This is a genomic window from Bacteroidota bacterium (assembly GCA_016718825.1).
Taxonomy (GTDB): Bacteria; Bacteroidota; Bacteroidia; order J057; family JADKCL01; genus JADKCL01.
Window position 1 is genome coordinate 1 of the sequence record JADKCL010000046.1, and the last position, 13,875, is coordinate 13,875.

Consider the following 13,875-nt stretch of genomic DNA (forward strand, 5'->3'; position numbering starts at 1 on the left):
CATTGCGCATCCACGCCATTCCGATACGACGCAAATACCCGCCGCAACGAAAACAATTCGCCAGACAATTTGAGTTTTCCCTTTCCAAGTGCCAATGAGAAAGCCTTCGAATCCAACGCCGCATCGCATCCGTTCAATTCAGCTCCCATGCCAAAGCGCAGACCCGCCAAGGCGGCCCAATCCCAATGAAAACTGCCTTCCCGCGCAAGCCCCAAACAGGCCGAAACCCATTCGTTGTAAGCCGATTCCCCACCCAACCGCCGCATTGGCACTGGCATTCCACGCCAGACGACCGCCGCATCCGCCGAGACACGCCCAAACAACCGCGAAGCCGCCAATGCACCCGCCTGCCGACGGTCCCGACGGTCCACCAAACGCGCAAACGGCTTCCCGTCGTCCACATAGCCGTTCAAATTCGCACAAGTACCCAGAAAAATCGCCTTTGTTCGCTGCCTGCCCATGTTGTTGGTCTTTGAACCAAATTATTGATTCCCCTCAAAAAAAGCAATACCCCTGCAAATCAACCTGCTGTGTACTTGCTGCCTACTCGCTAAATCCCTGCTGCCTTCTTGGGACCTTCCCCGCAACCCGCCTTCGTGAAACGGCCAATTTTTAAACGATTCCTGATGAGTAGGATACAAGATGATGATGGCAACGGTTGTTGTCGTGAATCACGTATTCAATGCAAAAAAGGCTTCTCCTTGCTGAATTCCAGGAAGCGCAAGGTCCCCGATTACAACGGTTCCCTGTTCGTGGTTGGTCAAAGAATTGAATCGATGACCTAAAAACGATGATCCAAATGTAACCACCAATTGCAGAACCCCCTCCCCAAAAGCGAAGCGATGGGGAGGGTCGGGGAGAGGCCAACGAAATGGCGGCAAGCCGCCACAAAGATACCCTCGGCGGCAAAGCCTTCAACCCCGCATTTGCGCCGACCGCAAGCGCTCGCCGCAAATGCGGAAAATGGTGGGGGCCACTTTACCACGGGCTCCCGCCCATGGCTACCGACAGACGGCACCTTCGGCGCGAAAACCAAATCCACCACCACCTATGACTCAATTTCAGAACCAGCGTGATACAGAGCTCTACAGGCTCAATCTTTAGATCAGCGAAGCTAATTACCGGTTGCGGTACTTGTTCCGAGCATCGGAAGCTGCCGGTCTCCCCGAAATCGCCAGCCTGAGGCTGGGTGCGTCGGCGGCGCGACGCTCATCGGCAGTTCGGCGACGCTCGACGCTGGGGGGGTCGCGCACGAAGCCCTGCCCGTTAATTCCATCAGGCCCCTGAACCCGCAAAGCCCTGATGGGGCGCAATCCTACAGGGCGGTGTGGGCGCGGCCCATCGCCGCCTAGGCGTTGGGGGGTCCAAGGGGGGGGTTGCCGTTTTGCCCTGGGTCCGGGGGGGGGTCCTTGGGGGGGGGCCTCGTCGCTTACCCAACATGCCTGCAAGTCCCCTCTGCCCGCTTTTTCATATCAGTTCGAAAAGCCATTATAAAACAAAGGCGACAAGAATGCCGCCTTCATTGATTGCTCCTGCGCGGAGATATTGGTACAAATCAATCGCAAAGGTCCTTGTCCTCCGCGATTTCGTGCTGATCCTCAAGCAGTTTTTGCATTTCCTCGGCTTTTTCAAGTTTGGTGCTGTACTCGGTGGGCGTATAGCTTGAGCTGCCCTTGAAGCCATAATCGATCAATTGCTTCGCCGCATAGGCACATTCCTTGCAATCTTCCATCAAGTCCTCAAGAAGGTCGCAATCCACTTTGAGTCCCTTTGACAAATCATATTTTTTCGAATCCAATTTCTGCTTGACCTGATTGAAATCAAGGCTTCCGCATTTGCTGTCATATTGCCTCAATACGCCTTCATACGTACTTTTCGAACAATAATAAACGCGTTTGTCATTGATCATCTTCTGTTTGTGCGCAGCGAGGCTGCTGATGCTGCCCTCGATGGCCCTGATTTGCCCCGCATGGTCTCGTTTGTCGTAGGACGCACCTCCTTCGAAGCACTCCTCCTGCAAATTCTCGCGTGCTTCCTTGCAGTCCTTGGCCTTCTCCAGCATTTCATCATAGACCTCCACTTGCACGCGGCCTTCCACCTCGACATTGTTGTATTCGGGAGCCTTTTCGGGAGACCAACCATCCCCGAATGCCTTGCAGTATTGATCGACCTTGGGCGCAAGATTGTCAAATGTGCTCTGACTACAAGTGCCACAGACCATATCGCCGCTGCGGAGTTTGAGGCAGATGCCGCTTTTGCAGTCTCCGCCTTTGCTGCATTCCTGATTCGGGTAAAGCGTCTGTGCATTTACGTGCCCAAAGGCCGCGAACAAGCACATAGCCATTACGGCCAATGAAAAAGTTAAAGTACGCATATCCATAAAATTAAGGGTGAAACATTCAATTCATTCAATATAGTTATAAATTGACATGATTCAAAGTTTTTGTGTGGCTTTGAATCCTTGATCCCAGCCCCCCCCCCACAAAAAAAACAGGGCATCCCCCAAAGAGAATGCCCCGTTTCTAAACCATCAAACACAATCTCAATTCCGTGCCACCACAACCTTCTTCACAGCCCTGAAATCATTGCTGCTGATCTGCAGTTGGTACACGCCATCTGCAAGGTTGACCCCTTCAAAGAAGATCCTTGTCCGGTAGGCGTCCTCCAAGCGGCGTTGCTCGACGATTTGGCCGAGGGCGTTGTAGAGGCGCAAGTCCACATCCTGAATGGCCGGCAGGCTGATCGACAAGTAGAAGCTTCCCGTATTCGGATTGGGCCACAAGCCGATTTCGTAGCCCGAGACATTCCCGGTTACGCCGACGCCCGTGGTGATGTCGATCGAGGTGACCAACGTACATCCGCTGCCATCGGTGATGGTGACCGTGTAAGTGCCTGCCGTCAAGCCGGTTTCGGTATCGGTCGTGCCACCCGAACTCCAAGCATACGTGTAGGGTGGATTGCCACCGCTTGGGACCACGGTTGCCGAACCGTCGTTGGCGCCGGGGCTGCTTTCGTTGGTAACGTTGGTGGTCGCGATCAATTCGGCGGGTTCATTGACCACCGCAAAACTTGTCGCCGAGCAACCGTTGGCGTCCGTGACGGTCACGAAGTACAGACCGGGAATCAAGCCGATGATCTGATTGTTCACGCCGCCCGTGCTCCAACTGTAGGTATAAGGTGGATTGCCGCCCGTCGGATTGGCAATGCAAGAACCGTCATGCTGATTGTAGCAGGTGCTATTGGTTGCGACGGCATTGGGAACGGGTTGGGTGAATGCCTGCAAGGTCGCGCTTGTGGTGCTTGTACATCCCGATTGATCGGTTACCGTTACCGTAAACGTGCCTGCGCCCAAACCTGTAAGGGCTGCGGTGGTCGCACCGTTGCTCCAGAGATACGTGTAATTGCCGGTACCACTTGTCGCGGATGCGGTGACAGCGCCATTGTTCTGACCGCAGCTTGCATCGTTTTGGCTGGCAATCGCAGCTACCGGTGAAGTCGAGGCGTTGATCGTCACCGTCTGAACCGCGAGGCAGTTCGATTGGTCGGTCACGCTGACCGTGTAAGTGCCGGCTGCCAAATTGGAAACGCCGGCGGTGGTTGCGCCATTGCTCCAGACATAATTCAAGTTGCCGGTTCCGCCCGTGGCGCTTGCCGTGGCCGCACCGTTGTTGAGTCCGCAAGTCGTGTGCTGTGTCGAAGAAATGGAGGCCGTAGGTCCCGTCGAATTGCTCACGGTGCCGACAGCGGTGCTTGTGCAGCCATTTTGGTCGGTCACCGTCACCGTGTAAGAACCTGCTGCCAAGCCGGTGATGGAAGCTGTCGTGCCGCCATTGCTCCAAGCATAGCTCAGGTTGCCTGTGCCACCTGTGCCAACTGCCGTTGCCGTGCCCGTAAAAGCTCCGCAAGCCGTTGGCGTCGTACCGCTGATGGTTGCGGTTGGGCCAGGCAAATTGTTGACCGTAAACGTGTTGGTGCCCGTGCAGCCAGCAGCATTGGTGGTGGTCACCGTGTAGGTGCCGGGCGCGAGGTTGCTGATGACGGATGTGTTGCCGCCGTTGCTCCAAGCGTATGTATAGGGCCCCGCGCCGCCGGTAGCGTTGGCTGTCAGCGAACCGTTGCTGTTTCCGCAGGCTGCATTCACGATGGTCGCCGTCGCTGTCGGCGCAGGAACCACGGTGATGTAGCTGCTGCGCGTAAAGGTGTTCGAAGAAGCGCCCACCGTGACCGTCAAGCCGACATTGTATGTGCCGGGCGTGTTGTACACGTGCGTCGGATTGGCGGTATTGGCAGTGCCACCATCACCGAAGGTCCAAGCCCAGCCCGTGGGTGTTCCAGCGCTTTGGTCAGAGAAAGTGACCGTCGCTCCGGCGCAAACGGTGGTCGTATTGGCAGTGAAATTGGCCACAGCGCAAGCAGGGGTATTAAATGCCTCCGAACCGTCGCTGCGGCTGTTGGTGCTGCCTTGGCTCGCACTCAGGCCCAATCCACGTTTCGCAAAGGCTTCCCAAATCAAGCAACTGTACTGACCGCCATACAATAGTGTATCGGCATCCAGAATGGCGTTGCGGCCATCCACAAAGCCGGGGCTGCAGGGTTGCAGCTTACAGCCTTGGATCACCAATTTCATTGCAATGTTGTTGCCGCCCGTGCCATTGATCAAATCCGGATCAAATCCGTAGCGGTTCACCAATTGCCAGGTCATTTCCCAAAGCATATTGCACCATAGAAAGCCGATGCCATGCGGGGACGAAATCAACGTCGTATTGCTGATGTCGCCATACGTGAAGTCATTGATTTGCATATCTGTCGTGTAGGGCGCCGGACGGATGCCCGTGCCGTTGGTCGGTTGGAAAACGGCATAGGTTCCGATGCCACGCACGTTGGGTCCTGCATCGCCGGGCTCCATGGTCATCATCAATCCAAACCAATCACTCCAACCCTCGCCCATTTGTTCGGCGTTGCCGAGGCAGCTGCTGTTGGCAGGGCCACCTGTGAGGCGGGTGCTGATGCCGTGGCCATATTCGTGGGCGATGATGCCGTTGTCAAAGTCGCCATCGCGGTTGTAGGCCACGCCGGGGCTGCTCAGGGTCACATTACAGGGTGCGGCCAATTGGGCTTTCAACAAGTTGCAATCCGCCAGGGAGATCATGACAGAGGGAATGTTGATCGTTGTCGAAGTGCCACCCATGACGATCGGCGAACCGGCCACGTTGTTGCAGACGACGCAAGCAACTGCACCGGCATTTTGTGCATTTTGTACCTTTTGAACGAAGGTGCAAGTACCGCGGTCGATCAAGGCGATTTTGTTGTTGAGGGCGCCGCCATTGGTCAAGGCATTGCAGCCGAGACTGGCATTGGATGTGCCATCGCTCACGAGCACGAGGTCACGCGTAAGCGGAATCACGGGCGGGGTAGGACCAAATTGCGCGGGTACGGCATTGTAGCTGCCTGCGATCACCGGCGGACTGTTGACGAGGAAGTTGACGGTCTGCTGACCGGTCCAGAGGTACATTTGCATCCGTGGACGGGTGCCTTCGGCGGGCGTTGCGAAGTTGGCATTGTCCATGCCGCCGCCGTCTTGCGCATCCGCAATCACGTAGTCGTTGCCTGTGCCGCCTTGGCCATAGTTGTTCTGCTGAAAATTGCCTCCAGGAGCGTCAAAGCCATATTTTGCCCAGACGTCGTGAATTTTATTGTTCCAGTAAAACAGGTTGGTCACAGCCGCAGACTGATAGGTACTCGGCTGCCCATTGAAGTTCAAGGGGAAGTCAAAGCTGAGGGTCGGTCCGCCGTCGGGAGAGGTTCCCGTTCCGTCATTGCCATTGGCGTCTTCCATGGCCCAGACGTTGTTGCCACGGGTAATGGTGTATTCATTGCCATTCGCGCCGTTGGTGTCATGCCATCCATAAGGCGAATAGGTCAAGTTCCAAGGTGCAGTCACATTGGTGCGCACACCATGGCTCGGGCTTTCGATGGGCTCCTTGAAGACGTTGTACGAATTCGGAAGGGGAGGAAGGAAGGGGGCGAATGCAGGTTCATCACAGCTTTCCGCATGGCTATGCTTGGAATAGCTGACGGGTCCACCATCGAATTTGCAATGGGCCGTCCAGTCATATTTTTCGAGGAGGTCACCATTCACAGCGTCGATTTTAAGGCTCCACCAATGGTCTCCTTTGCCATGGGGAAGAATGTTCAAATCCCAGGCAAGACGAAGGGTCTGCGCATCCGACTGAAAATAAACTAGCCGAACGGGGATTTCCTCCTGACTGACATTGGCTCCATTAAAACGGATGGCCAAATCAGCGGTATTGAGGCGCAGCAATTCTGCCAAACCTTCGGGTGCTTGCAAGCCCAAATGACGCGCAGCCGCAGCGATGGCATCCCGTTGATTCAAAGAGGGTACGCTGGCATTGACCTTCGAATGCGCCCCTGCCACACCATGCGCCCAAGGGCTCACGACTTTCCCGCCGGGGACAAAAGTGGCGGACAATTCGGCGCCGTAAATGCCGATGCCTTGCACGCCTTGCCGCAAGTACACGTGTTGGATCGTGCCACCTTCAGAGGGAGTCACGTCGGTGACGATCAATTCGGAGAGATCTTTGCGGGAGAGTCCGTATTTCTCCGAATTGTTTTGAAAATAAGTCATCGCGGCAGCCGAGTAGTCTTGAGCCATGGTCGTACCCACTCCCAAAACCATTCCCAGCATCAACGCGAGCGCAAACCGAGTCGCAAACGTATTTCTAATAAGCATAGACGTACAATTGTATTCCAGATGAATTCCACCAAAAACGACTGTAAGATACAAAGAAAGGCATGCATGACCCGTCGTCCATTCGAGAAAAGCAGGGATATCGTCGGTGAATGCGGGTCTTTGTCCGTGCAACGAATTAAATTAAGGTTAGATTGTCGTTTGGGCGACAATCAAGCAGGGCGCCGGAAGACACTGTCCAGCGGTCCGACCCGCATCGCAGCGCCGTTTCCCATCGAACCCATGCCATCAAATACGGACGCGGAGACTTCCTGCCAAGGCCTGCCTTCTCCGATTTCGCGCAGGACCTTGTGGGCTGTTCCGCCATAGCCACGGCGGTTGTCCAAGGCATAGTTTCGCGCAAATTTTGCTGCCAAATGGTCTTGGTCGATGCGCCCGTGTGCTTCCAACTCCTCATAAACCGCCAAGGCCATCACCGTATCGTCGGTAAATTCCCAGGAAGTAGGAGGGACGGTACGGGCCGCGAGATGCGCAGCCACCATTTCGGCGTCACCAAAGAAGCTCTCTCCGAATGCATCCCCGATGGCAATTCCCAGCAGCGCCCGCGCGGCGCGGTCCAATCGATATGTGTCGGCCTTCACGTCAGCAAAAGTAGGCTAAGTTTTTTCCTGATTCACGGCACTCGCCTTCGCAAAGAGGCAGAAAGAAGAAGAGGCCGCCCGATGCTCGTTTTTAATGTATTGGTGTGAGTCAAGGCCTTTCTGCTCCGTAGGAGGTGAAGTATGGTAGAACGATCACGTTTTCCGGTTTTTTTAATCGTCCGTCGGCTCGGCCCTGGCCGAGCCGACGGACGATTAAAATGGTTGTATCCGCGTGTTCTACCAAACCGTACCCCCTACAGGGCAATGCCGATTGCTTAACTGCTCAGTATGAATTGTTACCAGCTACCGGATGCATTTCAACGCTAGCTCCTTCGCTCCGCCCTGGACAGGTCCTGACAGGCTGCTGCACGCTACATGACGATGACGCTGCAAACCCAAAAACAGACTTTTCCCTTTTCACTGATCACTTTTCACTTATAAAACTGTGCTGCCCATTTACGGTAGAGGACCACGGGACCGTCGCCTTGTGCGAGTGCCGGCGGATGGACATAGACTTTGTTTTGCCAGACTTTGAAGTCGTCGCTGACGTCGCGTTTGTATTCGCGGAAATAGCCACCCAAAATGAAGTACATCAGCAGTTTTTTGGGGAGAATCCGCAGCAAAGGATTGATTTTGCCCGGATCGAAGTCCTGTTTGACGCTCACTGCAATGCGCAACTGCACATCCTTGCCATCGATCGGCATCGGATAAACGAAGTGGCGACTGTGCAGGCCATATTTCGGGACAAAAGCCTCTACGTAGGCCATTCCGAGTCCGTATTCATAGAAGTTGAACTCGGCATGAACGCGACTGCCACCGATGCCGACGAAGCTTGCGATGCGGGACATCCCGTATTTGCCAAACAAAACCGGGCCTTCCGTACGTGCTTCTTCGAAGACCTTGACATCGTCATACCCATGCACATGCCGGAAATGCCCGATATCGGCGCTGTTTTCTGCGATTTCCTGCGGATGGGAAGCCAAGCGCCAATCCGCGAACTTCGTTTCGCTCCATCCGTCCCATTCCAATGCAGGCACATTCCAATCTGGCGCGGCATCGTTTTCATCATGCCAAACCATGATCACGCCATTGACCTCGTGAACGGGCCATGTTTTCAAGACAGCTTGCGGCGGTGGTTTGGTGCCGTAGCCGGTCTTCACACATTTCCCTGTCGGATCAAAGCAAAATCCATGGAAAGGGCATTGAATCGATTCGCCGTCGATCTTGCCGCCGTGCGCGAGGTGGGCGCCCATGTGGGGACAATATGCCTCTGCAAGCACAGCCTTGCCCGATTCCGTGCGGTAAAGGACGGTTTCTTGTCCGCAAAACAACAATTCGTTGATGTCCCCGGGTTTAAGATCCGTCGACAATGCCACCGCATACCAACTTTTTGGATAGGGAGGCAGATTCAAAATCCGCGATGTTGCAGCCATGTATTTTTAAAACGCTTCGATCGATTCCCAAGATAGGGAGGCCATGCAAACTAACGATTGCGCGGTGAATTTGGATCACCTTTGGAGAGAATTCTTTGCAAGTGCAGCCTTTTCAGGCCTCGCTCCGATATAACACGTGGCCGCTTTGTCATAGCTCGCCGAGCGAACGGTGACTCTCTATTACCCTAAGACGCCCACGTTTAACCTTCTGCGGACCCCGAATTGCTTTGCCGAATCATCGGGAAATTGAATGTAATCCCATGCGCCTGAAATTCGGTGCTAGCGCGCCATTGTTTCTGCCTCCAGTTTCACACAGTCGCTCCTTCAGAAGGAAGCGATCACCCGAAAACGATCCGAAAGGCCCATTATAATTTGGGAAGTTCTGGAAATTTCATTCCTTAGCGCTTTATCATTGGAGAGGTATCTATGTTTGTTTCAGGCTTAACAATCGTCAAAAATGGGGTCAAACTCAGGTATCCATTCCTCGAGTCCATCCAGTCATTGCTGCCGGTTTGCGACGAGTTTATCGCAGTGATCGGTGATTGTGAAGACGATACCCGCGAGCGCATATTGGCTTTGAATTCGCCCAAGATCAAGATCGTGGATACGGTCTGGGATCCCAAGATGCGTGAAGGCGGCAAGATTTTGGCGCAACAAACCAATATTGGGATTGACCAGTGCAAGGGCGACTGGATTTTTTACATGCAAGCAGATGACATGGTGCATGAAAAGGATCTCCCGGAAATCAAAGCTGAAATGGAGGCCTGCCTCCATGATCCCGCGATTGAAGGCTTGCTTTTTCCCTACCATCATTTTTGGACTTACGATTACATCACGATCGGTCGCGCCTACCGCCGGGAGATCAGGATCGTGCGCAACATTCCCGGTCTGCGCTCCTACCGCGATGCACAAGGCTTTAGAAAGTACCCTAGCATCGCTGACTATGAAAACGGTCATGCGGGAGTTAAATTGCAATGCAAGCTCATTCGCCCCCATGTTTTTGCCTACGGTCGTGTGCGGCCTCCCAAGGAAGAGCATGAGAAAATCCTGGAATTTGTGCGGTATTGGCAGAGTGATGCCGAAATCGCAAAGCGCTTTGAGGGCAAGGATCAATTTGAATATGAAAAGGTAGATCGGGTAATGCCCTTTCCTGCCGATGGACACCCTGCATTGATGGCAGAGCGCATTCGGCTCAATACCTACCATGTCGTACCGCAGCAGGGGCACTTTACGCTGAGAAAGCGCCTGCGCAATTGGGTCGAGCGCCTCACAGGCTGGCGCATCGGTGAATACAAAAATTATAAGATCGTCAAGAAGGCTTAATTGAGCCGTATCTGCATGTTCAAAAACAAGCCGGGACAGAAGGCATCGACCATTCGGGATCTATAGGCTTGATTTGTGCGGGTTACTGCTGACACCATCTGCGGCCCGCGCAGAAACCTAGCACCACAACATGCGCGAGCGGCGCTAGCCAAAACCCTACTTCGGGGTTACCCCTCCATACTTTTTCCAAACCCCATCCTCGGTGCCCATGTCAAACATGTAGTACACCTGTCCGGTGGTGCCGTCGAGCGCGGTGAACTTCGTTCCGTCACCGTTGGGCTCCGCTGAAAATTGAAGCGTATTGTCGCCCGCCATGCGGATGATGCCGCCATATTTCGTCCATTTGCCGGGAGTCGGACCAAAATCAAGCATAAAATGCATCTGGCCGACATTGGATTCCAACGCGTAAAAGGCCGTTCCATTTTTGAAACTCACTTGCGCAAAGCCCAGATTGTTGATGGTCGAGGCACGCAAGGCACTGCCATATTTCTTCCAAGTACCGGCTTCGTTCCCGAAGTCATGCATGTAGTACAACTGTCCGGTCATGCCGTTGAGGGCATAAAATGTACTGCCGTCGTTGTTGCTTTTGGTCAGGTACCGGAAATTGCCCTTTTGCGCAAATGCGGTGAGGCTGACCAACAAGCAGAGCAGAAACAAAGTGGACTTCAAAAGGGAACGCATATTCAAATACTGTTTAAGCAAACCTAGGCAATCCACAGGCGGGAAGCAAAAAAGAAAATGCCCTCAAAGTGGTGACCACCTTGAGGGCATTCCTCGGAAACCGTAGCGGATTAGCGCACGATCACACGGCTGAAGGCTTTGCCTTCGGCATTGGCGATTTCCACCATGTACATGCCTGGAGCGAGGCTCAAGGAAATGGTTTGGCGGTTACCACCTTTTTGGCTGTGAATCCTGCGGCCCAATTGATCCAACACGGTCAACTGCATTTCGCTGCTGGCATTGCCATCAAACTCCACCACAAATTCGCCGTTGTTCGGGTTTGGGTAAAGCTGTACTTGGCTCAAGATGCTGTTTTGTACACCGACGATAGCAGAAAGCGAATCTGTAAGCGTATCGGAACCGCAAGCGTTCGTTGCGATCAGGGTTACAACGTAGTTGCCGGGATTGGCATAGACGTTGGTTGGGCTTGCCGACGTGCTCGTGTTGCCATCGCCAAAATCCCAGAACCACGAAGTGGTGTTGGTGGAATTGTCGGTAAAGACAAACGATGGGTTGGCACCGGAATTCACCGAAAAGCCTGCGACAGGCAATGGCAGAATTGACACGGAAACGGTGTCATAAGCCATTTCGTTGAGCGTGGTGTCGGTCACGATGACGCTGTAAGTGCCTGCAGCATTGACGGTGATCGTCTGCGTGGTGGCACCGTTGCTCCAAAGATATGTGTCGCCGCTGATGTTGCTGCCCAATACAGTCGCGCCGCCGTCACAGAAGGACGTGTCAGGACCCAAGGCTGCAACAGGAAGCAGTTTGATGTCGGCGATGTAGCGTGGGAAGAACTGGTAGCCGGAGGTATAGGGGTTGCTGCTGTCAAATTGGTTGCCCAATCCGCAAACATGGAACATGCCTACCGGAACCGGCTGCGAATAAAGATCCACATCGGCGTCAATGCGCATGATCATGGTATTGGTGCCGTCGGTGACGTCCACGTTGAAGCCTGAACCGGTGCCGGTCCACTGTGCAGGATTGACAACCCAGGCATTTTTGAAGATGATCAAGTCACTTTCGGTGCTTTCGTCGAGTGCCGTGATCAGGGTAGGTGTTTTGAGCGCATTGCCGGTGCTCAGCAGCACGATCGAGTCCACGTTCATTTGGGTCAAACCGTTAAACTGGGCCACGGTACCGAGCATTTTGATGCTGTCGGTTTCGGTGATGGTATAACCGAGGTTGCCCGCGGAGCGGAAAACGCCGATGCCACCCGTGCCGTCAATGATCGTGAATTGCAGGCCTGCAGGACGCAGGTTGCCGCCATAGACAACGCCGTGAACCCAGCATTTCAGGCCCAGCGAATCCGCGACACCCAAGCTGTCTTCGGTGTTGATCGTGCCAATCGGCAAGGTCTGGAAATCATTGTCTTGGATCGTCAAGGTGTAGCTGCCGTTGGCGCCTACCGTGGCGTTGTTGGTCGGATTGAGCAGGTCGAGCTTGACCGTTTCGTTGCCTTCGAAGAGCGCATCGTCCACCACGGTAAGCGTCACCGTTTGTGGTGTGCTATCGTTGGCAGGCCATGTCAGTGTGATCGGAGCGAAGGTATAATCCACGCCACCGCCGGTTGCGGAGGTGCCGCCAACGTTGAGCGCCACGTCCACGGAGGTGGCAGTCAATGCGCTGACATTGGAGATGTTGACCGTCACCGTAACGGATGGAACAGCTTCGGAAGAAGTGTTTGCAGAGCTTGCAAATGTGATCACCGGTGCGACCGGCGGGATGCAAGAAGTCATTGAATGAGAAACCGAGAAAGGATGTGGTATTTTGTGGATAGACATCCCATTCGGTGGCACCGACAGCCCAGTTGTTGTTGCCCTGCTGAACGCCCACCATCCGCACAAGTGTAAATTCGGCGGTAGCGCCTGTGCCAACGGGCCAGTTGACACCGGGGTCGTTGCCGACCAAGCCGATGGCATCGAGTTGGACGCGTGGTACGCGCTGAAACAAGGTCATGGCATCGTCGCCATTGAAGAATGTGATCGTGTGCAAGGTGTCGGAGACGCCGGTGATACCGACAACAGCGCTCGGGTTGCCAGCGACCCAAACAGCGCCTGCGGCGAGCGTTCCCTGCGGAAACAAGCTGTCGGTAGGCGTAAGAGAGCCATTGTTGTAGCGGTAAATCACATAGTTGGTCAGGTTCACCGTCGCAGCCGACGGATTGTAGATTTCGACGGCCTTGTTGTTGCTCGCGCCCTCGAGATATTCGGAGAAAAACAGGTTGTTGCATTGTGCCTGAGCAAGGGTCAGGCTGAAAAAGCTAAAGCAAAGAAGTAGTAGAATCCTCATTTTCATGCGTTTTTGGAAAATATTCGCAAAGGTAAGGCAAACAAGCGAGTTGCGCATGAAATGAATGTGAATGTTTTTCGCGAATCCGATTAGAATTTCCTTGGAATCTTATCCGAGTTTTCTGGACAACTCCGGACGCTTACCAAATTGGCGGGGGCGCGGGGGCGGGGCGCGGGAGGGAGGATCCGACGCCAAGATCTCCGACAAAATCACGGCTTGCTTGCGGCCGCCCATTGATTTGAGGGAATTGGAAATCGGATGCGCCTTTTTTGCCTTGGGCGTTATGCGGAACGATCCTGCACCATGCATTTTTGCCTGACCGCCACCCCCTTGATTGTGAGAGGATTTGATCCGGTCCTTGTCCATGTCAAACAGCTTGTGCTTGTCGTGGCCGACCGTTTTTCCTCGGTCATGCGTGCGGTTGTATTCGTCCAGCAGGGATTCTTCGTTGTAATGGCTCGTCGTATTGTCTTCCAAGGTTGTCGCCTCCATAAACGGATCCAAAATACGTTCGTGTGGAGCTGCAACCTCCCGCTCGAGTGAGTTGCCCTCCTTCGTGCGGTCGGCCTGCTCCAAGGCAACCCGTTCTGCCGCCGCCTGATCGATAATTTCTTGGGCTGTATTCGGGGAATTTGTGCTATTTTGTGCCCCCGTTTGAACGTTTGCCTTGTTCTTGCGAATGGCTTTGGAGATGGTTCTGAAAATGAACCAACCGATGGCAATGGCAATGGCAACTTCGAACTTCATAGGGGTAAAT

9 protein-coding genes are annotated in these 13,875 nt (G+C 54.1%); 1 reads left to right on the top strand and 8 read right to left on the bottom strand.

The features are described 5' to 3' along the window. From IPN95_27415 to IPN95_27435, 5 genes are all read right to left on the bottom strand, one after another. On the bottom strand, positions 1 to 461 hold a 461-nt coding region (locus tag IPN95_27415; protein ID MBK9453077.1), incomplete at its 3' end, for a hypothetical protein. Between the two features lie 1,094 nt (positions 462 to 1,555). Continuing rightward, positions 1,556 to 2,374, bottom strand: a complete 819-nt coding sequence (locus IPN95_27420) for a hypothetical protein (protein MBK9453078.1) — start codon at positions 2,372 to 2,374, stop codon at positions 1,556 to 1,558. A 168-nt stretch (positions 2,375 to 2,542) separates the two neighbouring features. Then, a complete protein-coding gene (locus IPN95_27425) occupies positions 2,543 to 6,751 on the bottom strand; it encodes a T9SS-dependent M36 family metallopeptidase (protein MBK9453079.1) in 4,209 nt (1,402 codons plus the stop codon). A gap of 170 nt (positions 6,752 to 6,921) precedes the next feature. Beyond that, entirely contained in the window at positions 6,922 to 7,350 is a 429-nt protein-coding gene (locus IPN95_27430) for an ADP-ribosylglycohydrolase family protein (protein ID MBK9453080.1), read from the bottom strand. A 431-nt stretch (positions 7,351 to 7,781) separates the two neighbouring features. Next, positions 7,782 to 8,783, bottom strand: coding sequence for a Rieske (2Fe-2S) protein (locus tag IPN95_27435; protein ID MBK9453081.1), 1,002 nt, complete (start codon positions 8,781 to 8,783; stop codon positions 7,782 to 7,784). Between the two features lie 426 nt (positions 8,784 to 9,209). Between IPN95_27435 and IPN95_27440 the strand changes: the two genes are divergently transcribed. Further along, a complete protein-coding gene (locus tag IPN95_27440) occupies positions 9,210 to 10,106 on the top strand; it encodes a glycosyltransferase family 2 protein (protein ID MBK9453082.1) in 897 nt (298 codons plus the stop codon). A gap of 156 nt (positions 10,107 to 10,262) precedes the next feature. Here the strand turns inward: IPN95_27440 and IPN95_27445 are convergent, their stop codons facing one another. The 3 genes from IPN95_27445 to IPN95_27455 all read right to left on the bottom strand — a co-directional run bounded on the left by IPN95_27445 (position 10,263) and on the right by IPN95_27455 (position 13,865). Next, positions 10,263 to 10,787 (bottom strand): hypothetical protein, encoded by a 525-nt coding sequence (locus IPN95_27445; protein MBK9453083.1) that lies wholly within the window; start codon positions 10,785 to 10,787, stop codon positions 10,263 to 10,265. Positions 10,788 to 10,897: 110 nt separating this feature from the next. Continuing rightward, positions 10,898 to 12,535, bottom strand: a complete 1,638-nt coding sequence (locus IPN95_27450; GenBank protein ID MBK9453084.1) for a T9SS type A sorting domain-containing protein — start codon at positions 12,533 to 12,535, stop codon at positions 10,898 to 10,900. A 691-nt stretch (positions 12,536 to 13,226) separates the two neighbouring features. Continuing rightward, positions 13,227 to 13,865, bottom strand: coding sequence for a hypothetical protein (locus IPN95_27455; protein MBK9453085.1), 639 nt, complete (start codon positions 13,863 to 13,865; stop codon positions 13,227 to 13,229). Positions 13,866 to 13,875 lie beyond the last annotated feature (10 nt).